18 protein-coding genes are annotated in these 24,828 nt (G+C 48.0%); 4 read left to right on the top strand and 14 right to left on the bottom strand.

Features of this window, described 5'->3' with window-relative positions:
• Nucleotides 1-223 precede the first annotated feature (223 nt).
• Nucleotides 224-640 carry a VOC family protein gene (locus GON05_RS12080; RefSeq protein ID WP_157319393.1) on the top strand — a complete coding sequence of 139 codons (417 nt, stop codon included), beginning with the start codon at nucleotides 224-226 and terminating at the stop codon, nucleotides 638-640.
• A 101-nt stretch (nucleotides 641-741) separates the two neighbouring features.
• On the opposite strand, the gene GON05_RS12075 is transcribed toward GON05_RS12080, so the two are convergent.
• Nucleotides 742-1,347, bottom strand: coding sequence for a TetR/AcrR family transcriptional regulator (locus tag GON05_RS12075; RefSeq protein ID WP_157319392.1), 606 nt, complete (start codon nucleotides 1,345-1,347; stop codon nucleotides 742-744).
• 150 nt (nucleotides 1,348-1,497) lie between these two features.
• Between GON05_RS12075 and GON05_RS12070 the strand changes: the two genes are divergently transcribed.
• Nucleotides 1,498-2,691, top strand: a complete 1,194-nt coding sequence (locus GON05_RS12070; protein WP_157319391.1) for an MFS transporter — start codon at nucleotides 1,498-1,500, stop codon at nucleotides 2,689-2,691.
• 63 nt (nucleotides 2,692-2,754) lie between these two features.
• Here GON05_RS12070 and GON05_RS12065 read toward each other — a convergent pair whose 3' ends face one another.
• The 6 genes from GON05_RS12065 to GON05_RS12040 form a co-directional block, all read right to left on the bottom strand.
• Nucleotides 2,755-4,335 (bottom strand): phytoene desaturase family protein, encoded by a 1,581-nt coding sequence (locus tag GON05_RS12065; protein WP_157319390.1) that lies wholly within the window; start codon nucleotides 4,333-4,335, stop codon nucleotides 2,755-2,757.
• A 65-nt stretch (nucleotides 4,336-4,400) separates the two neighbouring features.
• On the bottom strand, nucleotides 4,401-5,576 hold the full coding sequence (locus GON05_RS12060) for an ROK family transcriptional regulator (RefSeq protein WP_157319389.1): 1,176 nt from the start codon (nucleotides 5,574-5,576) through the stop codon (nucleotides 4,401-4,403).
• A gap of 20 nt (nucleotides 5,577-5,596) precedes the next feature.
• Nucleotides 5,597-6,319, bottom strand: a complete 723-nt coding sequence (locus tag GON05_RS12055) for a glycerophosphodiester phosphodiesterase (protein WP_157319388.1) — start codon at nucleotides 6,317-6,319, stop codon at nucleotides 5,597-5,599.
• Nucleotides 6,320-6,341: 22 nt separating this feature from the next.
• The gene (locus tag GON05_RS12050; protein WP_157319387.1) at nucleotides 6,342-7,652 is read right to left on the bottom strand and encodes an ABC transporter substrate-binding protein; all 1,311 of its coding nucleotides are present in this window, start codon (nucleotides 7,650-7,652) and stop codon (nucleotides 6,342-6,344) included.
• Nucleotides 7,653-7,719: 67 nt separating this feature from the next.
• The gene (locus GON05_RS12045) at nucleotides 7,720-8,643 is read right to left on the bottom strand and encodes a carbohydrate ABC transporter permease (RefSeq protein ID WP_157319386.1); all 924 of its coding nucleotides are present in this window, start codon (nucleotides 8,641-8,643) and stop codon (nucleotides 7,720-7,722) included.
• Between the two features lie 31 nt (nucleotides 8,644-8,674).
• On the bottom strand, nucleotides 8,675-9,559 hold the full coding sequence (locus GON05_RS12040) for a carbohydrate ABC transporter permease (RefSeq protein WP_157319385.1): 885 nt from the start codon (nucleotides 9,557-9,559) through the stop codon (nucleotides 8,675-8,677).
• A gap of 580 nt (nucleotides 9,560-10,139) precedes the next feature.
• Here GON05_RS12040 and GON05_RS39040 point away from each other — a divergent pair.
• The gene (locus tag GON05_RS39040) at nucleotides 10,140-16,106 is read left to right on the top strand and encodes a discoidin domain-containing protein (protein WP_220138882.1); all 5,967 of its coding nucleotides are present in this window, start codon (nucleotides 10,140-10,142) and stop codon (nucleotides 16,104-16,106) included.
• Nucleotides 16,107-16,208: 102 nt separating this feature from the next.
• Here the strand turns inward: GON05_RS39040 and GON05_RS12010 are convergent, their stop codons facing one another.
• The 7 genes from GON05_RS12010 to GON05_RS11980 form a co-directional block, all read right to left on the bottom strand.
• Nucleotides 16,209-16,991 carry a DeoR/GlpR family DNA-binding transcription regulator gene (locus GON05_RS12010; protein ID WP_157319384.1) on the bottom strand — a complete coding sequence of 261 codons (783 nt, stop codon included), beginning with the start codon at nucleotides 16,989-16,991 and terminating at the stop codon, nucleotides 16,209-16,211.
• 93 nt (nucleotides 16,992-17,084) lie between these two features.
• Entirely contained in the window at nucleotides 17,085-18,452 is a 1,368-nt protein-coding gene (locus tag GON05_RS12005) for an ABC transporter substrate-binding protein (protein WP_157319383.1), read from the bottom strand.
• Between the two features lie 38 nt (nucleotides 18,453-18,490).
• Nucleotides 18,491-19,906 carry an MBL fold metallo-hydrolase gene (locus GON05_RS12000; protein WP_157319382.1) on the bottom strand — a complete coding sequence of 472 codons (1,416 nt, stop codon included), beginning with the start codon at nucleotides 19,904-19,906 and terminating at the stop codon, nucleotides 18,491-18,493.
• A 14-nt stretch (nucleotides 19,907-19,920) separates the two neighbouring features.
• Nucleotides 19,921-20,727, bottom strand: a complete 807-nt coding sequence (locus GON05_RS11995; protein WP_157319381.1) for an HAD family hydrolase — start codon at nucleotides 20,725-20,727, stop codon at nucleotides 19,921-19,923.
• Nucleotides 20,728-20,790: 63 nt separating this feature from the next.
• Entirely contained in the window at nucleotides 20,791-21,684 is an 894-nt protein-coding gene (locus GON05_RS11990; RefSeq protein WP_157319380.1) for a carbohydrate ABC transporter permease, read from the bottom strand.
• 22 nt (nucleotides 21,685-21,706) lie between these two features.
• A complete protein-coding gene (locus tag GON05_RS11985) occupies nucleotides 21,707-22,783 on the bottom strand; it encodes a carbohydrate ABC transporter permease (protein WP_157319379.1) in 1,077 nt (358 codons plus the stop codon).
• A 253-nt stretch (nucleotides 22,784-23,036) separates the two neighbouring features.
• Complete coding sequence (locus tag GON05_RS11980; protein ID WP_157319378.1) at nucleotides 23,037-23,480, bottom strand: Lrp/AsnC family transcriptional regulator; 444 nt, start codon at nucleotides 23,478-23,480, stop codon at nucleotides 23,037-23,039.
• A gap of 145 nt (nucleotides 23,481-23,625) precedes the next feature.
• Here GON05_RS11980 and GON05_RS11975 point away from each other — a divergent pair, with 145 nt between their 5' ends.
• On the top strand, nucleotides 23,626-24,594 hold the full coding sequence (locus GON05_RS11975; protein ID WP_157319377.1) for an oxidoreductase: 969 nt from the start codon (nucleotides 23,626-23,628) through the stop codon (nucleotides 24,592-24,594).
• The last annotated feature ends 234 nt before the right edge of the window (nucleotides 24,595-24,828 follow it).

Genomic DNA, 24,828 nt, shown 5'->3' with positions numbered 1-24,828 from the left:
AGTTCCCGTCAATTAGGGGAGGATCGCATTAGCAGTCAGACTAGGCTACAGCTTCATCCTCGGGCGACGGAGTGAAGTCGATAGGAAGTTCATTAAGATCGACAAACAGAATCTAGCTTATGTGTAACTCTGGTATGTTGAGAAGTTCATTGATATACTGGGTTTACTAAATAAACGAAGGCTCTCATGACAACAATCCAATTTGACGATGAGGTGTTTAAAAATGGCATTAGTGTCCACATTCACGAGCTTCAATCTGCCCGTAAACAACGTAGAACAATCGAAGGCTTTCTTCACAGGACTCGGATTCGAGCTCAACCCGCAATTCCCCGAGAATGAGAATTCGGTAGCCATCGTGATCGGCGAGAACCTGCAGGTCATGCTGCTCACCAAAGAAATTTTAAAGTCGCTCACGCAGAAGGAAACCGTTGATACGGAAAAGTATGCGCAAATGACGATCGCATTGGCCTTCGAGAGCCGAGAAAAGGTGGATGAAATCGTGAATATTGCGGTTTCCTTGGGTGGGAAATCGTACGAAGAACCTGAGGATTATGGATTCATGTATCATTGGGCCTTCGAGGACTTGGACGGCCATATGTGGGCAATCAACTACATGAACACGGATGCAGCTCAAGGTTAAGGATAACGGAGAGCGCACTCATACTTGAATTAACAAGATAAGACGCCGGGCACCTTCCCCGGCGTCTTTCGTTTTGTTCAGACTTTGGAATTATCCATAATCTATAAATCCAATACATTTATCTTTGCCTTGCCCGTGGAAATCAATCCATTGAAAACGGTATAAATCATTTGCTTCACTTTATCCTCTGTTAATGGCTCCCCGCTAACTAACAAGCGGTAAAACAAGGGTCCATAGATCAAATCGATGCTGGACTCTACATCCAGTTCTTCTCCTAACTCATCACGGTCAATCCCTCTTCTCAGAATCATAGCGGACTCTGAACGTCGAGGCTTTACATAGTATTCTCGGAAAACCTGAATTAATGCAGAGTCCATCTGTCCTTGGCCGATTAACTCCGAGATCACTCTACCTTCTTTGCTTTCCATGAACAAAGATAAATTTACGGCATGTTGCGTAATGTCTTTCAGAACAGAGCCTGTATCCGGGACAGGCAGGCGGCTGGCCGCAGCTTCAAAAAAACCTTCAGCCACGACAGCGGCTTTATTTGGCCACCATTTATAGATGGTTGCCTTGCTCACGCCTGCTTTTTCAGCAATTTTATCGATGGTTACTTCTTCAAATCCACCTTCCAATAGCAGCTCATAAGCTACAGTCAATATCACATGTTGAAGCTTTACATCTCTCGGTCGACCTTTTTGAGCCATTCAACTGACCCCTTTCTATCCTTTGCCATCAGTATATATGAAATTTAGCGTATTTACAAAACGCTTCGTTCAGTATATAGTGATACCTATTAAGTAGACGAAACGTTCACTTAATGCAAATTCATTGTTGTAGAGGGGGAACATTTTCCTATGAGCAAGTCCATTTCAAAACCGCAAAACGAGATCTCCACAACAATGATGGTTGTTCTGGCAGCCGCATGCGGCCTTATTGTAGCCAACCTTTATTATTCCCAAACCCTTGTGGGTCCCATCAGCGCAGCACTTGGTCTGCCTTCAGGAGCAGCCGGGTTGATCGTAACTTTAACGCAAATCGGCTACGTAGCCGGCTTGTTGTTCATCGTTCCGCTGAGTGACAAAATAGAGAATCGCCGATTGATCGTGACATCTCTTGCCATCGTAGTTCTTGCCTTGATCCTGGCCGCGGTTTCCTCGGAATCCGTCCTGTTCCTGACAGCCGCCTTGCTGATCGGATCCGGATCCGTGGTTGCGCAAATCCTTGTCCCACTTGCCGCATATTTATCTAGCGACCAGCAGCGCGGCCGAGTCGTCGGCAACGTCATGAGCGGCCTTTTACTCGGCATCATGCTCGCAAGGCCGATTTCCAGCCTGATCGCCGGCATTTGGGGCTGGCGCACCATTTTCGTGTTATCCGCCGTCGTCATGGCTCTTCTAGCTCTTTCACTGGCTAGAGTGCTGCCAAAAAGGAGCCCCGAAAGCACCTTAACGTACACGCAGCTCGTGGCTTCATTAATTGAACTGTTCAAAAAGAACCCGATTTTGAGACGACGCGCTTTTTACCAAGCCTGCCTCTTCGGATCGTTCAGCCTCTTTTGGACGACCGTACCTCTCCGATTGGCGGATGAATATGGTATGTCCCAACAAGGCATCGCTTTATTCGCCCTTGTTGGTGTGGCGGGAGCTATCGCTGCTCCTATTGCCGGAAGATTGGCGGACAAAGGCCTTACCAAAGTGATTACCATAGGCGCAATTGTAACTGCGATCTTGTCCTTTCTGCTTATTGTCGTGTTTCACAACGGTTCACTTTTTTCGCTCATCCTGCTTTTCGTCGTCGCAGTTACCCTTGATATGGCGGTTTCCGGCAATCTGGTGGCCAGCCAGCGAATTATTTTTTCACTGGGGAATGAAGCCAGAGGAAGATTCAATGGATTATTCATGGCCATTTTCTTCATCGGCGGAGCGGTGGGCTCATTTTTAGGCGGTTTAGCCTATGCGCATGGCGGCTGGGTATCGAGTGCATGCATCGGGGTGGCACTGACTTTCATTGCTTTCCTGTATTTCTTGACGGAACGTAAAAGCAAATAAGGGGGCTTGAGTTCCCCAAAAACACAAAGGAGCTGCCAACAGGCAGCTCCTTTCTATGTAAAATTATAACCGAGCTAATAGCTGCTGAGCTACGATATAACCCGAGCCTCCATTCACCCCATGGCCTGGCCAAGTCGCAGCACCAAGCATATACACATTCGGAATCACCGTCTGGTGGCTTGGCTGTCCCGGCAAAGGACGGAGCAGATAGCTTTGCGCCAGATCGTGCGCGCCGCCGTATGGATCTCCCGGGCCGGCGTTCGGATTGAATCGGGCGATAACGTCTGGTGTTACAACATATTTGCCAATGATCGCGCTCGGTATATTCGGAATGTGCTTGCTAACAACCTGCAATACACGTTCTGTAAAACGCTCCGTGAGGTCCTGTGTCCAGCTGCCATCTCCAACATCGATCAGGCCGGCGGCATCCCCTCGTGGACGAGTCGGCACTTCAAGCACTTGAATCCGCATGATCGCTTTGCCAGCAGGCGCGCGCGTTGGATCAAGATTCGTGGAACAATCGACGGTAAAGGTTGGTTTCGCCGGAAGCAGATCAGCCATCCCCTGGGCAATCGCTAACGTAAATCCATCCAGCCCATCTGTCAGATGAGGCTGTCCTACACGATCAAAGCGGGCATCCGGCCAACGCGGCGGCTCGCTAAGGGCCAGATGAATCTGTACGCATCCGCGGCCGTACCGAAATTGCTTCGCTTGGCTGCGCAGCGCCGGAGGTGCATCACTCTCAGCCAGCAGCGAGAGATAGAGTTGATCCGGCGTAGTCGATGCCACAATCGCTTGCTTCGCTATGTATGTCCTGCCTTCCGCGGTTCGCACGCCGACAGCTCGGCCATTCTCTACTATGATACGCTCGGCCAGCGTGTCCGTTACAATCTCTCCGCCTTGATCCTTGATCAACTGTACCAACGCCTGAACCAATTGCTCGCTGCCCCCTGCCGGGGTTGGCATACCGCCGCCCATCAAGGCCATGGCCGTGAGTGGAACCCAAATGCCGCTTCCGACTTCATCCGGCGTGCGGCCCAGATGGGTGACCCATGAGGCCAGCATGGCCCGCGTCACTGGAGATTTCAGCGAATTCACCGCCTGTCGGGCTGTCCCGAACAACTGCCCGGCAAACGCTGAATAGCCTGAACTATTCTCATCATGGAGCAGCCGTTTCAGGATAGGCGCAGCCTCCTGGCTGGAAAGATCCATGCTGAATAAACCGAACACGTCGTTGACGTGCGGGTTTAACTGTTCGAAGATGCCGCCCAGAGCAGCGCCGTCTCCAGGAGCCAAACGCTCCACCTCTGCGATAAGCTCCTCGAAGGAGCGTGACAATACGGCCGTGCGCCCATCCTCCATAGAAACTCCAGTCGGCAAGTCCGTATTCACATATCGTAACCCGCGAGCTTCCAAATCCTCCCTCAGCTCAGCATAAGCCGGCCCTGTTGTAAAAAGAGGATGCGCCGCCGCATACACATCATGCTTGAATCCTGGCAGGGTGAGTTCCTCGGTCCGCACGAAGCCGCCCGGGCGATCGTTTTTCTCTAAAACTAGTACGCTGCGACCAGCACGAGTTAAGTAGGCAGCCGTTATTAAAGCATTGTGCCCGCTGCCGATCATAACAATGTCGAAAGTTTCCATTCTATCACTCCTTTGAAATTTGAAGCCTAGTAGAAACTTATTCGAACAATTGCTATATCATTACTTCACCCACTATGAAATATCCAATGGTGAAAAACGAGCGCAGCAGCTCCCATGCTGCAATTATTTTGATTATAATCACTATAAATAATTGGCGTATCGCGAGTTGGACGAATCGTTATTTCTTCAATGGCTTGGACCATGGATTCTTTAAACCAACCGGCTGCCGTAACGAGCTCTCCACCAAGAATGATCACCGTAGGATTAAGCAAATTAAGCGTATTGCCAAGCATGAACCCGAGGTGTCGTCCCACCTGCTCGAATAACATCTTCGCTTGCGGATGACCTTCTTCCAGCAGCTGCATGATATCGGTGAAAGTTCCTACGGGCCTGCCGAGCTCCTCCCTGATCTTTTGGACGGAAACATAGGCTTCCAGACATCCCCGCTGCCCGCAAAAACATAAGGGACCGCCCCAACCAATCTTCATATGTCCAATTTCGCCTGCATAATAACCATCACCTGTATAAATCTCGCCATTCATCACCAGTGCAGAGCCGATGCCTTCATCCAAGTAAATACACAGGGCATGCCGCAGCTGCTCTTCGGTCCTCATCCATACTTCTCCCCGGGCAAAAGCGCGCACATTATTGTCAATATACACAGGAATCGCATATCGCCGCGTGAGATGCTCTTTAATCCCGAACTGAAACCAACCCAGATACGGTGAATGAACGACCTCCCCTTTTTGCGAATCAATAATGCCCTGGATACCCACACAAATCCCCAGATTGCGAGCGAAAGCTGGAACCCGCTCCAGCAATGCATCAATCAGCTTTTCAAGACGTTTCGTTAAGGCATCCCCTTGGCAAGGCGTAACATCACTAGCCGATGTGCCCACGAGATACACCTTCTCTTGATAAACGATCTCCCGGTTATAGCTCATCACTAAACCAATGATATAACTTTTGGTTACCTCAATACCGACGGCATACAGCTTTTCTCGATTTAAACGAAGAAGGACGGGCTTGCGCCCGACCCCGGAAATAGCTAAAACATCTTCTTCTATGACAAGTTCTTCGGCCAGCAGCTCATTCACAATATTCGTAACGGTCATCTTCTGCAGGTTAGCCCTTCGCGCAATGTCGATGCGTGAAATCAGCTTTTCCTGATGGAGGAGCTCAAGCACCTTCTTTTTATTCTGAAGTTTCATCCAACGAAAACTGTTGTAATCTTCTTTCAAGCCGATTCCTCCATGCTTCTCTAATTGTTCGCCGATGCGCTGCTGATTGCTGCTGTTAACTGATCCGGGAAGTTGATGGTCATACCGTCAACGCCGCATTGCAGAGCATGATTCATCAATTCAGGGGTAAAAGCGCCCCACGCTCTGACTTCAAAACCATGTGCCTTCGCAAGCCGTACATCCTCTTGCTCAAGCCCATCCGCGCAAGGGCAAATTTGCACAGCGCCAATTTCTTTCAAACGGGCAATTGCTTCCTCATCAATCTTACGGATTAAATGTCCGAGTCGGATCGAGGGGTCGACAGCTCGTGCAGCTTGCAAATTCTCATATCGAAAGGAAGTTATCGTCGATTGATGCTGTACATCATACTTTCTAATCAGCTCCAAAACAGGCTGCTCGATGTTAGGATCCTTTAATTCTAAGGCAAACAAAGCCTTTTTTCTACCAAAATAATGAAGAAATTGCTCAAAGGAGACGAGTCTCTCTCCCGCGTAGGCGGGGGAGAACCATGAGCCGGCATCCAACTCCTGAAGCTCTTTCCACGTATAGGATGACGGAAGACCATGACCGTCCGTCGTACGGTCTAACTCATTATCGTGAAATAAAATAATGACGCCGTCTTTCGATTGTTTCAAGTCTGTTTCAATCCCGTTCGCGCCTTGCTCAAGCCCCTTGTAGAAAGCAGCTAATGTATTTTCAGGCGCATATTCCGAAGCACCTCGGTGGGCTAAATTCATGAACATTGTGAACACTCCTCACTCTCTGTTATTTGTAGCTTTTCATAAAGCTGTCTACGTCGGCTTGCAGCTTGTCGAGCACTTTTTGCGGATCAGCCTTGGCGTCGCCTTCCACGGTTTCAAGCGCTGTAACGAGCCCCGACCAAATCAGCGAATCCGCCGGATGGATGCCTTGACCGCGCAAGAATTGATTTTGATCCATAATAATTTTAAAGTTCGGATCTTCGCTCATTTTCTTCTTGAAAGCTTCTGTTTCTGTTGCCGATTTTTTAATTGGCGCATACCCCGTCGAGATGCTGGTCGCTGCCGCATTTTCCGTATTCGTCAAAAAGGAGACGAATGTCCAGGACGCTTTTTCCACATCTGGATCGGACTTAAAAATCCCCAAGCTGTTTCCGCCAATCGGCACGTTGCGGTCCTTGATCATCGGAAGGTAAGCTACACCGATTTCAAACTTTTGACCCACTTCTTTTTGAGTGCCCGCCAAAGCAGAACCGGATTTATAAATCATCGCCAATTTACCGGCACTGAAATCCTGTTCCGCCGTGTTATGCTGATTTGGCGCCATGGCTTTTTGCACATGAACCAAGTCCTGGAACGATTTCAACACCTCTACCGCTTCCTTGCTGTTTACCGTAACTTTCCCCGCCTTATCCACGATACTTCCTCCGCGATTCCACGTCATCGGTTGAACATACCAAGGAGAATCAGCCGCTGTATTAAAGCCCCATACATCCACTTTACCGTCGCCATTTGTATCTTTGGTCAACGTTTGCGCTGCTTTTACAAGCTCATCCCATGTGTTTGGCGCCTTCAGACCCGCTTGGTCGAACAGTGTTTTGTTGTAATAGAGCATAGGCGTACTGCTGTTGTACGGGATAGTCCAAAGCTTGTCCTTATATCGGAATCGATCCCAAAAGGCGGGATATACGTCCGTTTTCTCCTGCTCACTCATGAACTGTTCAATCGGAATCAGCTTCCCGCTGTCAGCCATTTGCGGAATGCCATGCCGTTGGCCTAGCTGAACCACATTGGGCAAAGTGTTGGATACAACAGCAGCCATGACTTTTTGAGCCATTTCATCATAGCCACCCATGAATTCAGCTTTAATTTTAATCGTAGGATATTTCGCTTCAAAAGCTTTGACTTGGTCGGCGAGTAAGTCTTTATTGGTTGTCCATACACTCAGTGTAACCGGTTTTTGTTCAGCTTGAGTCGTTTGACTCGGCTTTTCCGCCGTTTTCCCTGCGTCAGTATTCCCAGCCGGTTGGTTAGCTGCTCCACACGCCGTCAATCCCAACACGGATAACGAGAGCAAGACAATCATGGTTTTTTTCATAAAATGGTTCCTCCACCTATCTTGTTTTTTTATTTGAATTTGGTTTATCGTCATCCTCTTGCAAATCTTATTTCACACCGGCGTTCATCACCCCCCTGACAAAATATTTTTGGCTGACCAGGAAGAACAGCAGAACCGGCAGGATGATAAACGTCGATGCCGCCATCAAACTTGGCCAATCCGTTCCCTGTTCCGCATCAATCATATAGCGCAGCCCAACTTGCACGGTTCGCATATTCGCCGTATTCGTGATGAGTAAAGGCCACAGGTAGCTGTTCCAGGCATGCAAGAAGGCAAAGAGACTGAGTGTTGCCAGCACCGTTTTGGACATCGGAAGAACGATCTGTATCAAGGTTCGAAAGTGCCCGCACCCGTCGATCCGTGAAGCATCCATCAAGTCTTTGGGAATGGTTAGAAAAAACTGCCTCAGTAAAAATATCCCGAACACACTCGCTGTGCTTGGCACGATAAGTCCAGCATAGCTGTTGATCCACCCCAGTTCCTTAATGACCAAATAGGATGGAATCATCGTAGATTCGAACGGGACGATCGTTGAAGAGACAACCAGAAGAAACAACAGTTTTCTTCCACGGATTGGAACCCAGGAGAAGACATACGCAGCCATCGAGCTGGTCATCAGTTGACCCGCTACAATACCGGCAGACATCACCAAACTGTTTATAAAAAAGCGGTCGAAAGGAGCCTTTTTCCAGGCTTGCCCATAATGCTCCCAGTGCCATATCTTTGGCAAAGCGAATAAGCTTCCTGAGAAAATTTCTTCCGTTGATTTGACAGAAGATAGAAACATCCAAATGAAGGGCAGCATCATAAATAACCCACCTGCCAGCAGTACCACATGCTTCAACCATAGATCCATCGGCAGTTTGCTTAGCGAACGGAATCTTTCAGCGCGTCTTGCTGTCGTCGTTTTCCCACCCACGGGTTTCAGTGTTGCTTTTTGTCCGACTGTAACTGGCTTGGATATACGCATCTTGCCTCATACCTTTCTAAAATAACGGATTTTATTGATAGTGTACCTTTCGGCCGACCACGATCATTTGCAGAACAACAAGCAGCAAAACAATCGCAAAAATGACCATCGAAATCGCCGAAGCGTATCCCATTTGGAACAGCTCAAAGGCATAGTGATAAAGCTGCACCACCACTAACTCCGTACTCTTTGCAGGACCGCCTTTTGTCATAACGTTGACTTGAGTAAATGTCTGGAATTGCTCAATCGTTAGCAGAATTAATAATAGAAAGAGCGATGGAGTCAACAGCGGTATGCGGATTCTCGTAACTATTTGCCACTTATTTGCACCATCAACTTTCGCTGCCTCCAGCACGCTGGAATCCGTATTCTGTAAACCGGCTAACAAAATAATGACATTGTAGCCCAGCGTCTTCCAAATCGACATGATCGCTAGCGACATCAGAGATGTGTTCGTATCATTAAGCCAACGGAGCGGTTTGAAACCAAAACTTTCTATTATCGCGTTCGCCAGGCCATAATCCGGATGGAATATGAACATCCAAACGACCGAGATTGCGACGGTGGAAGTAACCATAGGAGCGAAAAACATCGATCGGTACGTGATCATCAGCTTTTTGGAACCCTGATCAAGTAGCAAAGCAAAAATCAATGCGATCAACATCGATAACGGCACCGTCATAGCTGCAAAAAGAAAGGTGATCTTCAATGAATGATAAAACTCTTCGTTGGTAAACAACCTCTGGTAATTATCCACGCCTACAAAGGTTGGCGTCGGGCGCAGCATGTCCCATGAGTACAAACTCAAACCTGCGCTATAGAGGACAGGGATAAGGACGAAAATAGCAATAACCAGCAGGGACGGCGCCAGCAGCAAATAACCGGCAATATTCGTTTTCCATGATTTCAGTGACAATGTGGTGGTTCCTCCTCTCATTTATTAGCGAAAGCCAGTAATTAGTAAAATAATTTGACTTATTTATATGGTCATCGTAACAAGACATAATCAAGTAAGTGTTATCTCACTTTGAATAATATGTAAATATGTCCTCTGCCTGCTCACTAATTCTAGTGAATAAAACAGTATTTGTTTTAAATCCGAATCAATTGTAAATATTTTATTAAGAAAACATTTTGAGACCTATTACGTTGGTCATATAAGCTTAGGTCCCTATGACCAATTAATTTTTTAAATGAATGAACATACAGGAGCGCTTCCTGATTGAGTCTAAACCTGACATCATGATAGACGAACCCTTTTTTATTCGACCGGCGGACAAAAAATGACCTAGATTCATTTTTTTCACATAGGCATACAGGCCTAATCCCAAAAATTGACTAGGAATTTCCGCTTATTGTAAACAGGATTCGACAGAAGATATAATCGCGTTGGAAATTAAATTTCCAAAATAATGAAGAATGTTGTTTCTTTTTGTCAGTTCACAACATTCAAGCTAGTAAGCCCTATCGGTCGAAAAAAGGAGGAATATGAAGGAATGAGTTCACCCAAGAAAAGAATACGCAAGAAATTGACCCAAACCGCATCATCAGCGCTCGCTCTTTCTGTGCTTCTTGGGTCCTGGAGCGGTATGCCCGCCCCAGCATCGGCTGCGAATGGCGAAACGTCCCACCTTCTGACTTATGAAGGTGCAGCCTACGCCTCGTCAACCGAAGGTGGCTTAACGGCGGACAAAGCGTTTGACGGCAATACCGACTCCCGTTGGGGAAGTGCGTTCAGCGCCGGCGAGCAGTGGATCTATGTTGACCTTGGTTCCAAAGCCAAGATCGACAAAGCTGTCCTCCGCTGGGAAAATGCCTACTCGAAGTCGTACAAGATCCAAGTGTCTGACGACGAAACGAACTGGAAAGACATCTACACGGATACCAAAGGAGACGGCGGCGTTGACACCATCGCCCTATCCGGTGAAGGACGTTACGTCCGCATGCTGTCACTTGAGCGCAGCGGAGGCTACGGCGTTTCCCTCTACGAGTTTGAAGTATACGGCACAGGCGGCAGCAACCCGCTCCCTGTCGTACTTGGCGAAGATGTCGCTTTGAATAAACCGGTTACGGCTTCTTCAACCGCTGCGCCTGACAAAGATAAGCCTCTTTTATTGCCTGAATATGCGGTGGATGGCAACGCGACAACAAGATGGTCTTCTGCGAGCACGAGCGATGAGTGGATTTATGTTGACCTTGGCAGCAAACATGACATCGGCCGCATCCGCTTGAACTGGGAAAATGCCGCCGGTCGTATCTACGATCTGCAAGTTTCCGACAATGCCCAGAACTGGACAACGATTTACCGTGAAATTAATGGTCAAGACGGCTGGATGGATACGCAGGTTTATGCCAGTGGACGTTACGTTCGTATGAAAGGGATCTCCCGCACGACGAGCTACGGCTACTCCCTGTTCAATTTCAGCGTGTATGATTATGTGGAAGGCGATCCAAAGCCGGCTTATAGCATTCCTTCCCTTCCTACCGCATCGACCGTTGAAGTAGGCAAAGGCAGTTATTTGAGCAGCGATATCAACATGCCGCAGCCCCGTCCTCCTGTTAATAAAACAGATGACGTGAAAGGTCCGATTCCTTCTAATGATTGGTGGCAGTCCGTTCTTATTAAAAACTTGAGTGACAGCCTTATCACGCTTCCGCTCAAATCCAAATATACGACGATGGGTCTCGGTATCCTGAACCCGGGTGCGGGTTGGGTGAATGACACAGGCAACTCGCAGGCAGCCGATGGCGCACCTGACTTCTACTTGAACGCAGGCAACATCTCGCCATCGCACATCAAGAACAAAGTAGCCGGCTATGGCGACTGGTCTGCAACCGTTCAGCTAAGCGACAACGACACGGAGAAAATGAAAACGACGTTCGTCAAAGGCTCGCCGTACCTGTACTCGGAATTCAGCGATCCAACGACACCGGAATTGAACTTCCCTGTTTCCACAACCTTCTATGACGACAACGGCAATCCGGTTCTCTTAGGTGAAGGCACTACGTTGACGGCAGACCACATCGGTTTTACCGTTAACAACGTGGATGGCTCACCGCAATCCAAACCCGTGACTCGTCACTACGGCTTGTTCGCACCGCAAGGCTCCGTCTTCATGAAAGTCGGCAACAAGATCAAAGTTCGACTCGGCAGCGGACAGAACTACCTGTCTCTAGCCTCTATGCCGGCTGCAAGTGACTTGAACTATTTTTATAAACACGGCTATGCCTTCATTAAAAATACAACGGTAACTCCGGGCTTCGATGAAAACACCTCCGAAGTCACAACCCGCTTCGACGTCGAAATTGATCAGAAGCGTGCGGACATGGAGCCAACGACGCTGATGGCCCTGCTCCCGCATCAATGGAAGCAAACGTCTTCTCCGCTGACTTCACTGTCTTATGAGTCCATTCGTGGCACATTGAAGCTTCATGAGGGGAATTCATTTACCACAGTTGACCGTTTTAACGGTATGGTTCCTCAATTTACAGAGCCTGGAGATCCGACTTACTCACGTGAAACACTGCTTAAGCAGCTGAGCTATTTGGACGAAGCAACCTCCAAGAACATCATGTCAGGTGATGCTTATTGGCAAGGTAAAGTGCTTCATCCACTGGCAATGGGCGTCCTGATCGCCGATCAAATCGGAGACCAAGCGTACAAAAACGTGTTCTTGGAGCGTCTCAGAACGATCTTGACGGACTGGTACACCTACACCAAGGGAGAGCCGGATTACTTCATGTACTACGACCCGACTTGGGGTACGATGTATTACAAAAACAGCGAATTCGGCGCTAACACTGGCCTGACGGATCATCATTTTACTTATGGTTATTACGTCTTCGCTTCGGCTGTACTTGCCACTTACGATCAGGACTTCAAAAACAATTACGGCGAGATGGTCGAGCACCTTATCCGTGACTATGCAAATCCGTCGAAAAGCGATCCGATGTATCCGTTCCTGCGCAACTTCGATCCGTACGAGGGCCATTCATGGGCCGGCGGTTACGGGGATAACAACAACGGGAACAATCAGGAAGCTGCCGGCGAGTCATTGTTCGGCTGGGTTGGCGAATACATGTGGAGCCTGATGTCCGGCAACAAGGAGTTCCGTGATATCTCCGTCTACGGTTTCACGACTGAATTGAAAGCTGTTGAACAATATTGGTTCAACTATGACAACGACAACTGGCTGCCTGGATTTGCTCACAAATCCGTTGGCCAAGTGTACGGCAGCGCGTACAACTTCGGAACGTTTTTCAGCGGCGACCCTGTCAACATTTACGGCATTCACTGGTTGCCGACTGGCGAGTACCTGACAAGCTACGGATTCGATCCTGCGAAAGCTGCAGACCTGTATAACGGTCTTGTCAAGGATAACAAAGGCCCGGAAAACGCATGGCAGCACATCGTTTGGCCAATCGAATCCTTAAGCGAGCCGCAAACGGTACTTAATAAATTTACGACCGAGAATACGCAAAAGAATGAAATTTTCAACACGTACTGGTTCGTTCACAACATGGCGACTCTCGGAACACGCACCAATGACATTTGGGCAAGCGGCTGGACAGGAGCTTCCATCTATAAGAAAGATTCGGTATACTCCGCACTGATCTGGAATCCGAAGAACGAAGCGGTTACGGTGACATTCCACAATGCAGCCGGCGTAACTGGCTCCGCAAAAGTTGGACCGAAATCACTTGTGAAAGTAGATCCGACGAAAGTGACGGATTTGGATGGCAACACACCTCCACAGCTTGCGGCAGATACAACGCAAAACACGATTGGACAACCGATCGACATTACGTTTGCCGACCATCTGAAATGGCGCGAGTCCATCTCCTCCGTTCTTGTCAATGGAGCAGCCCTTGATGCCAAGCAATATAGTGTGCAAGGCGGCAAAATCACCTTGAACAGCGACACGTTCCCAGTGGAAGGCAGCTACACGATTACCGTTCAATCTGCTGGCTACCCGGATACGAGCGCACAGCAAGTCGTCATCACGAACTCAACGGTCAATCTAGCGCTGAACAAACCGACCTTTACGTCGGATAAAGCGAAAAACCCTGGCTCCTACGCGGTTGACGGCAAGACGGACACGCGTTGGGAATCCGATTTCAGCGATCCGCAGTTTATCGGTGTCAACCTGAACTCGGAGTATAAAATCAGTCATATCCGCTTGAACTGGGAGAATGCAGCTGGTAAAAGCTATACCGTTCAAACTTCTGTAGACGGCCAAACTTGGCAAACGGTATACACGACCACACGTGGTCATGAAGGCATCGACGACATTAAATTCCCAGCCGTGAATGCTCGATATGTCAAAGTAGAAGGCACAGAGCGGACAACAAACTACGGTTACTCCCTATGGGAGATGGAAGTGTTCGGTACGCCGGCAGGCGATCTTGACGCTCCGAAGCTGACGGCGGATACGACCATGAACCGTGCAGGCCAGTCGATCGACATCGGCTTTGATGACTTTGCAGATTGGAGAAACGCAGTCCTTGGCGTGAAAGTGAATGGCGTGGCGGCATCTGCGACACAATACGTTGTTTCACCAGGTAAAATCACGCTGAACGGCGCCTTGTTCCCTGAAGCCGGCAGCTACGACATTTCCGTTGAGGCTAAAGGTTTTGCCAATACAGCGGTTCAGCAAACGATTGTGACGAACTCAAACGTCAACCTTGCTTTGCGCAAACCGACACTCACCTCGGCGAATCCAAAACAACCCGGCAAAAATGCCGTTGACGGAAACACCGCTACGAGATGGGAGTCCGATTTCAGCGATCCGCAGTACCTAACGGTTGACCTCGGCGCAGATAACACTATTTCCCGTGTGCTTCTGAACTGGGAGAATGCGGCCGGCAAGAGCTACACGGTTGAAGTCTCTTCAGACGGTAAGGACTGGAAAACGGTTTATGCGACAACAACAGGCAAACCAGGCATCAACGATATCGGATTCTTGCCGACACAGGCAAGATACGTGAAAGTGAATGGAACCGAGCGGACGACAGCCTACGGGTTCTCGCTTTTGGAATTCGAAGTGTACGGCAATGCTTCCAGCTTGCCAAGCGCGCCGGAATTGTCAGCTGATACAACGGATGCGAAAGTCGGTCAGCCGATCGACATCACTTTCGACGATGATGCTACATGGAGAGGCACGATTGAATCTGTCAAAGTTGACGATACAGTGGTTGGCTCCGGCCAAATCACATTGTCTGCAGGCAAAATCACTTTAGACGCTTCGCTTTTCAAAGATGCAAAAACGTATCGAATTTCGGTTCAAGCGAAAGGGTACACGGAAGCATCCGTACAGCAAACCGTCGCAGCGAAAGACATTCCGGGGAATCCGAATACAGATCCGGACCCAGATCAAGGCCATGGAACAAATCCTACAAATCCAACGAATCCGACGAATCCTAATCCGTTAAATCTCGCTTACGACAGACCGACCGCTTCATCGCCGGACTACCACCGTTCCAGCGCAGATGCCGTCGACGGCCGATTCGATCGCCGCTGGGAGTCTGCTTTTGAAGACAACCAATGGATGAGCGTTGATCTAGGAGCTCCAAAAACGATTAATCACGTTGTCCTAACTTGGGAAAATGCTTACGGTAAAGCTTACACCATCGATGTCTCCCTGGATGGACAAACATGGACAACGGTATACGCTACAGAAAATGGCAACGGGGACGTTGACGATCTTACATTTGCTCCAGTGAGTGCAAGATATGTGAAGATGAACGGAATCAAACGTGGAACACCATACGGCTTCTCGTTATGGGAATTCGAAGTGTATGCCGGGAATCAAGCTCCACTTGCAGGACCTGCATTATCGGCGGATACGACTGATAACATTCTTGGTCAAACCATCGACATCACGTTTGAGGACAATAGCGCTTGGAGAAACGCAATCAATGCAGTTGAACTGAGCGGCGTTACCCTTCGCGCTGATCAATACAAAGTCTCCGCAGGCAAAATTACGCTTAACGCTGCTTTGTTCACAGAAGCTCGCCCTTACGAAGTGAAGGTGCGGTCAACTGGCTATGACGACGATACAGTTGTGCAAGCTATTATTCCTGCAGCTAATCTTGCGCTTAACAAACAAGTCACCACTTCCGAAACGCCGCTTCAAAGTGCGCAGTTCGCTGTGGATGGAAACAAAAGCACACGTTGGGAATCGCCATTCAGCGATTCGCAATGGATCTGCGTTGATCTTGGGCAATCCTACAAGATCGGTCGCGTTCTTCTGAACTGGGAGAATGCTTCAGCGAAGGCTTACACCATTGAAGTGTCCACGAACGGCGAGAACTGGACAACAGTATCCTCGACAACGTACGGAGACGGCGGTAAAGACAACATTCTCTTCTCCCCTGTTGACGCACGTTACGTGAAAGTTGCTGGCACACAACGCAATACGCAATACGGCTACTCCTTATTTGAGCTAGAAGTATACGAATAATAAGAAAGGACCGTCAGGCTTAATTGCCTGGCGGTCCTTTTTGAGTTGGACGTATTTACGAAACTTTTGTATTCGTGCCCACTCAATGTGAACTGGAGTCCTCTACCTTTCACTCTGATCATCACCGCTGGTAACGATCAAGTTACGGACCGTTTCCCGCAGACTCTCGCGCATATCGTGCGGCGTCCCTTCATCTGTCACTAACGTCTGAATCCGATTAAGCTCCATCCCAAACAGAAATCCGCTGCGGTTGGCTTTGGAAGAATCCGCCATGAGAATAAGGTGATTACTCTGCTCGACCATCATCTGCGCAATTTGCAGAGGCTCCCATTTGGAATAATAAATGCCTTGTGTACCAAACCCCATGCAGGAAAACAGCGCTTTGTCGAAGCGATATTGACGAAGCTCGCAGTGCAGCTTATAGCCAAATGTCATCCCATCTTCGCCCACCTCGCCACCGACCAGATAGACACTCAGCTTTCCTTTCTTCTGAACAAGATTCAAGGCAACCATCGCCGAGTTCGTCACGATCGTCAGGTTTTTATCAGCGGGAATCAAGCGCGATAGCACAAGCCCGGTCGTATTGCCATCTACGAAAACACTATCGCCATCCTCCAATAAGAGTACCGCTTCGCGAGCAATGGCCTCCTTACGTTCCAGATTCAGCTGCATGCGATCATAATACGGCATGTCCCACGTTGTCTGCTCTCTTTTCACCGCACCGCCGTACGTTCTGCGAACAATGCCTTTTTCGTCCAAAATACGTAAATCCCGGCGAATTGTTTCCACCGAGACTCCATAGGCCAACATTAATTCATCGACAGAAACGCTGCCGGTACGCCGCACATCCATAATAATTTCATTTCTTCGACGGACTGAGTTCACACCTGTAACCTCCCCTGACGTTAGTAAAACAAGGCTTCCCCATAAGCCCTAATGGCGCTTACGCAGGAAGCCTATTACCTATTGTTTTTGAGCTTATTTGAATTCTTTGAGCGCTTTCGTGGAATCAGCTTGCGCCTTCTTCAGCGCATCGGCCGGAGATAATTTACCGGCAGTCATCGCTTGCAAAGCTTCTCCAACCGCCGTATCCATCTTGTTACGCGCAGCACTGGATACATCGATTCGCGCAAAAGGGAACACTTCATCGAAAGCCTGCTTCTTCTGCGGGTTATCTGTGTAATTTTTCTTCAATAAATCCGTATTCTGTGCGGATAGCGTTGCTGGGAAATAACCTGTTTTGGCAGCATAAATCGATTGCGCTTTAGATTCAGCGAAATACTTCATAAATAACCAACCTGCGAGCTGTTTCTCTGGCGTTGTTTTGAACAGGACTTGATTGCCGCCGTATAATTCCGTCACTTTGCTTCCACTTTTCCCCTGCGGGATTAGCGTAATGCCCCATTTGAACTTATCTTTCACCAAATCAAGTTTGGAGCTTGTACGAGCTGTCGTACCGATTTCCATCACAGCTCTTCCGTTCGTAAACTCCTGCTCCGTGTCCTGTGCGAACAGAATCGCTTTCTTATCCACCAAATTTTTGATGATTCCAGCCAATTCCAATGCCTGTGGATTATCGTAGTTCACACCGCTTTGATCGAGATTAATCGGATCAATGCCGTATGTGCGCAGCCAAGTGCGGAACGTTCCACCATTATTGGCGTTCCCCATAACCAGCGCAGGAACACCTGTTTTCTCCGTAATGTCCAGCGCCATCTTTTCAAATTCCTGCCAGGTGGCTGCCGGCTTCTCATAACCTGCTTTCTTAAGCAGATCTATGTTGTAATACACGCCCATGGAGGAGTTGCCGTGCGGCCAGCTCATCGTTTTCCCATTGTATTCCGGGATTCGCTGACGAGCCAATACGCCTGGCATGATGTCATCAAGCTCTGCCTTTTTCAATCCGTTAACCGGATCGTTGATGTAGTCGTCGAGCGCTACAATTTTGTCTGCTTTCATATATTCCAGCGTATCGCTCTCATAGGACATGGCTACGGCCGGAAGGCCCCCGCCTTGCAGGGCAGCGCGCACTTTTTTATTCAAATCGTCATACGAACCCTGGAACACTTCTTTGACAATAATTTTACCTTCATACTCTTTATTAAAAGCTGCGACCATCTCTTTAATTGCATCGCCATAGATTGTTGCTTGAATATGCCAGAAATCGATCGTAATCGGCCCGTTCTTCCCAAGCTCAATCCCTTGCGCTACTTTAGATTCCTCTTTTTTATCCGTTTGCGTGCTGGCCGGCGCTGCTTGCTGCGGTGTTCCGCAACCGATGGTTGCGAGAAGCAAAAGGCTCGCCATCGAAGCTTTCCAAGCGGGAAAACGTTTCGTCAAATTCATGGTTATCACTCCCTCGATTTGTATGTTGCATGAAGCATCTATTTACCAACGAGTTCCGAAAGCTCAAAGCTTTCTCCAGGAGCCGGACAATACTTCCTTATGCCACCGCTGTTAAACAATGTCGGGTGTAAGCTGTGCAAAGGAACAACTAATTTCGGGGAAATCCGCGTAGTTAATTCGGATATCTCCTGCGGGGAGGCATGGCCTCCTGTTGCACAATAGCGATACTGAACGCCAAATTCCGTGAGCCACTTCAGCAGCGTTTCGTCCGATGGGGTCAACGGATTACCGTCAGCATGAACATAAATCGATGCCGAAGCGCGTGAGCCGAAGGTTTCCATTTCCGCTATAAGTGGTGTGTTCGGATAAGTAAGATAGACGGCATACGACGATTTATTGGCCGTAATTTCATTCAACGTTATAGGCGCATAAGGAAGATCAACCTCCTTGGATGGGTGCGGCCCCTTGGACCATTGCGGCGTGCTCATAAGTCGAATGACATCCTGATCGACATCAAGCGCTGGATGCCCGGCTAGCACCGATAGTCTCGTGGACGCCTCCTTCCAAAGAACGGCTGTACTTTCGTCCATCACAAGCTGACGGCCCGCTTCTTTGGTGCGGATAATTAAATCAGCGACACGCTCCACGTTGCGAGCGAGAATGTTAACATACACCAACCCCTCCGTGTCTTCCATCGCACGGCGGCACTCGACAGCCACTTCAACTTCAAGCCGATCCTTCGGCTTGCGGAACAACGTGTCCGGACGCATCCTTGTGCCTTCGGTAATGAGCAGATCAACTCCAGCGCTTTGGCAGCGTTCAATGAACCGATCCAAGCGATGCGAATTCCGACCATGGCGGCGCCAATCAGCCGTGAATGCGATTTTGTGCTGCGGTCCGTGAATAATGAAGCCCGTAACCCCTGGACTATCATGATCCACTTCGATGAACTCCATGCGGAAAGAGCCAAAGTCGACGATCTGTCCGTCCTCAATGAGACGAATATCTGCTTTCGTGCCTTCATACTCACCTGCAGCTACAACACCTTCATACACCGCATAAGCGTCACGATGCATCCAGACAGGAAGTCCTTCGCGCAAGGAAGGAAGCAAAGCCATATGATCTTGATGGATGTGACTTACAAAACCATGCAGGTTATTTACCTGAGGAAAGTGGTCTTTGCCCCACACTTGCGCAAGTTCAGCTTCCCCAACATCGCCCAGGAAAGCAGGATCGTATAATCCCAATACAGGCGGCGCCATCCGTGTCAGCAGGCTGCTTCGGATCCCAAAGTCGGAACGGACGCTGACTTCGCCTTTGAAGAAGGCGCGAGCCATACCAAGATCAAATACAATCCCCGTGTCTCCGCAGCTGTACAAGATATGAACTCCGCCAATTGTGGTCAACCCACCATAAAACGTTATGCGTTCCTCCAACTGATGCTGCTGATTCATACACATTACCTCCTTTAATCGTGTTTAAGTTTGCTATCTTGAATATCCATTAAAAGGGATGCTAGCTCATCCAGCGTTGTCAGTCGTACATCCCACGGCGACGGGTCCGACGATGAGTACGCGGATATCCACGCTGTGCGACCACCTAACTTACGCACCGGGTACAAATCGTTCCAAGCATGATCACCGATCGAGAGAATTTGTTCAGGCCGCAGCCCCTCTCGTTCCATCAGCTCACTCATGAAATGTTCCAAGCCAGCCGGTTTCCCCGCTCCGTACTTAATATCTGTAAACAATTCGCCTGCGCCGAGTGCAGCAATAAATTCACGACCTGTATTTTCCGGCGAATTCGTGAGCAGCAGCTTCGAGCGAACTCCACTCAACTGACGTATAGCCTCATATAACCCTGCATGGCGTTCGAAACTCGACGAGCCCTGAAGCATTTCCTTGCGCACCTGCTGAAAAGCTTCCTGACGTTTGGCTTCGCCGATCCCGTGCTTGACGGTAAACATGCTAACCAAGCTCCATGCGTCGCCGGCATAAATAGCTGGCGTGTTCCAATTTTGCTGTGATAATTCCGATACATCCCCAGGAGTTACCCGTGTCCAAGTATCCGTGCTCGGATGATACCAGTCCCCTATACGGCTTGTATCCCGGCCTGCAAGCAAACGCTCCATTTCTTCCAGAATCTCATCCAAACTTGCCGCATAATCTCCCTCTTGAAACAACAATTCCAAATACCGTTTGTAAAACGTGCCATCCTGATAAAGCGTGCCATCCAAGTCGAATAAGATGACTTCAATCTCATGCAGCCAATCCATCTGATGTTCCTCCAGTGTGTTTCTTTGTTGTTTTTTAAAATTCTAAAGTGTTGGGGCTTTGGCTTATCCTTTGAGCCCAGCTGAAGTAATCCCTTGATGAAACCAATGCTGCGCGACCAAGTACAGCACGACAATAGGAGCGATTGTAAAAGTAGCCGCCGCCATTAAATGATGATAATTTGGCCCTTCTTCACTAACGAAATACAATAAACCTACTTGCAGTGGCCTGAGCGCTTCACTAGATGTAATCAACAATGGCCATAGGACACCGTTCCATTTTCCAATAAAGGCAAGTAATGCCGTCGTAATTAAGGAGGGCAGCACGAGTGGCAGCAGTACGGACCACAGATATCGAGCGCTCGACATGCCGTCCACTTGAGCAGCTTCCCAGTACTCTTTTTGCACAGATAGAAAAGCTTGTCTTAACAAAAATATGGTAAAAGCCTCCGCCAAAAACGGCAGCATCATGCCCATATAACTGTCATAGAAGCCTTGCCCCCCGTTCCCCGCCCAATCGTTACCGCCGGCAAAAGGTATATGCCGCATCGTTACGAAGTTAGGAACCAAGGTCACATCAAAGGGAATGAGCATGGTGATCACCACGAGCATAAAGATGAGATTGCGACCGCGAAATGTAAAGTGGGTAATGGCAAAAGCAATCGGCACACACACGAGTAATTGAAGTGCCGTGCCCACACCAGCGATGATCACCGTATTGACAAAATAGCGCTGAAAGGTGGATTCCGGTTTTAACCATGCTTCCGCATAGTTCTTGAGGTGCCAGACATCCGGCAGCCACGTTGGCGGCATGCGATTAATTTCCTCCGCACTTTTTAGCGAAGTCAGAATCATCCATACGAATGGGAACACCACACAGCAGGCTAACAATACCGTGCAAATCCACACGATTAACCATGTTATTCGGGAAGAGCGGCTTGATCCTACTGAGCCAAACATTCTTTTCATCCTCCATCCTGCATTAATGCATATAATGAACCTTTTTCTCGCCGTAACGCAGCTGCAGCCAAGTTAATCCAAGCAAGAGTACGAATAATACCATCGAGACGGCCGATGCGTAACCAACTTGACCGTACACATAGAAGCTTCTGAAAATATACAAGGGCAGTGACATCGTGGAACCTAATGGCCCACCTTCTCCACCAGAGAACACATAAAACGCGTTAAACGATTCGAAAGCGCCAATCACAGAGACAATGATGAGTAAAAACCAAGTCGGCGACAGCAGTGGCAGCGTAATATGACGGATCGTATGCCACGTCCTAGCCCCATCAATTCGGGCCGACTCCGTCAGATCATGTGGAATTTGCGTCAACCCTGATAAGAACACAACAATTTGAAAGCCCAGACTGCCCCATATCGTGAACAACATGATGACACCAAGCGCCCAAGTCGGACCTGCGAATGCCGTTGGGATCGAAGATGGCCAGTGCCCGCCAAGCGACTGAATCAGCTTCATTAGAATAGGATCCGGATCTGTCAGCCATTGCTGCGGCATTCCACCCATCTTGTTTACAGCCCAATTCGCGAGGCCCACGCTTGGATGGAAAATCCATTTAAATACAATTGCCGCCGCAACCTGTGAAGTGATATACGGAAGGAAGAAAAGGACGCGCAACAAGGTTCTGCCTTTTGTTATATGAAACAGGACATAGGCAACAAAAAATGAAAGCAGCAATGACAAGGGAATCGTGCCTATGGCGTAAAAAACGGTAACCATGAAGCCTTGTCCGACAGGGCCCAGCTGTAAACCGACGGTTGGGTCTTGCACAACGAGGTCTTCTGTAAAAATACGAATATAATTATCGAATCCTACGAATCGCTCCGGCACATAACCCCACTTCCACAAACTCATCCACATGCCGAACAGAAGCGGCCAATATCGAAACAACAATAACAGTGCCAGCGCCGGAAGGGCATAACACAATCCCGTCCACGCTTCTATGGTTTTTCTCCGAGAACGCGACTTGACGATGATACGCTCCCGCGATTTTGGAATAGGCTTGTTGTCATAAGCAGCGGCTTCTTTCGTTATCACTTGGAATCTCCTCTCTTATCTGCCTTTTTGTTCACCTTACTTCACTTATTGTAGCCAGCAATTGTTTGCTGATAGTTATAGATGCTTTAAGAAATTGTTGCCGATGTTACCGATGTTTACACAATTCGTTATTCACTGTTGTCAGAACGGGCATCTTATTGATGAGAACGGTCATAATCGGCATTGTTTTTTTAAAAAAGAAAGACTCTATTCCCTTTGTAAATTTAGGAATAGAGTCTTCGTGACGGCATGTTCACTCCAATGTTTGTATCGATGCAATTAGACTTCTGTCTTCAAATTCCGTAGCGAGAACAATTAGAGGCATACTAAATCCAAAAGCATTGCAGGTATCCAGGAATTGGGCAAGAGATGAAGTTGATTCCGTTAATACTTTCATCAAATAGTTATACTCGCCACTGATTCTGTAAAGATCAATAATTTCCGGAGAATTTTCGCTGAATGCTAGAAAATCCTTACATCTATTGGTTCGGAATAAAACAAAAGAAGTTGTAAGTTTACCGAGTTTCTGCGGGGAAAGCTCTGTGCGGTAGCCTGTTATGATCCCTTGATCCTCAAGCTTCCGGAGTCGTTCTGTGACTGCAGGCTGTGACATTGTAATCATTCGGCTTATTTCAGATATGGGGATCCTCGCGTTTTCATGCATGAATGACAAAATCTTGGAATCGATATGGTCCATGAAAAGAAACACCTCATTTTATAAAGAGTATATGATCAAACAAATAAATATTTAAGTTAAAATAATGAATATACCTTGATTATTATATGTGAATTATATATTTTCTAAAGTAAAATGTCATTAATAAACCGTGGGAGATGAAGAAATGACAATGAATATACCCATCCAAATTGGCGGAATAAACTTAAAAAATAGACTCATTATGGCACCATTGCAGCAATATGCGGGAACTCCGGAAGGCTTTGCTACAAATCATCATATTGAATTTTATAGCCGCAGAGCTAACCATGTTTCATTAGTCATCGTGGAATCGACAGCGGTATCGGACAGCGGGCGACTTTTTAATAACGACATCGGTATTTTCACCGATCATCACATTGAATCACTAAAAAAAATAACAGAGGCTGTTCATGCTAAGCAAACACCCATATTTATACAATTGTCGCATGGGGGAAGAAAATCATCACCGTTGGTTACAAAAAAGCTAATGGCCCCAAGTTCAATCGCCTATGATGAAAATTATGGGTTACCAGAAGCTATCTCACTGGCTGATATCCAACAAATTGCTGAACAATATCGTTTAGCTGCAAAACGTAGCGTTATGGCCGGATTTGATGGAATTGAAATCCATGCTGCTCACGGTTTCTTGATCCATCAATTTCTATCACCGTTGTCGAACCAACGTATCGACTCCTATGGAGGCAGTCCTGAAAACAGGTCACGGTTCTTAAAGGATGTACTTACGGTTATCAGAGGAGAAGTCGGCAAGAATTATCCGATTACCGTTCGGGTTTCCGCCACAGATTATGTAAAAGGTGGATTGTTTCCTGAGGACATAGCCCGAATGTTACAGCCACTGGAATCAGAGCTTGATGCTGTCCACGTTTCAACGGGTGGTCTAGTCTCTGCGCAACCGAATCATATATATCCTGCTTATCAGGTTCCCCATGCAGCCATTATTAAACAACATTTGAAAATACCGGTTATTGCTGTCGGATTAATTAATAGTCGCAGTCTTGCAGACCATATCATTCAAGATCAATTGGCTGATATGATTGCAATCGGCCGACCGCTCATAGAAGACCCGGATTTTGCGGCTCAACTACTTCAATAGGCGATACGGTGATCTTGTTCTCTCACTCTCATCAGAAAAACAGCAGCAGTCTAGGACTTAGTTTTCGTCCATGGCCGCTGCTGTTTTTTTTATTTTTGGGTCAGTCGTGTCCCACAAAAACTTATATCCTACTAGAAAGGTCGTCTCTCCTTCCTTTACACCGGCTTATTTTTCAGCCATAATGAGGAGATGCAAACAATTAAAACCCTCTAGTTGATCTATGTTAGTCTAGTA

It is taken from the genome of Paenibacillus anseongensis (assembly GCF_009757995.1).
Classification (GTDB): domain Bacteria; phylum Bacillota; class Bacilli; order Paenibacillales; family NBRC-103111; genus Paenibacillus_E; species Paenibacillus_E chondroitinus.
The sequence above is the reverse complement of the archived record's forward strand: the minus strand, read 5'-3'. Positions and strand labels throughout refer to the sequence as shown.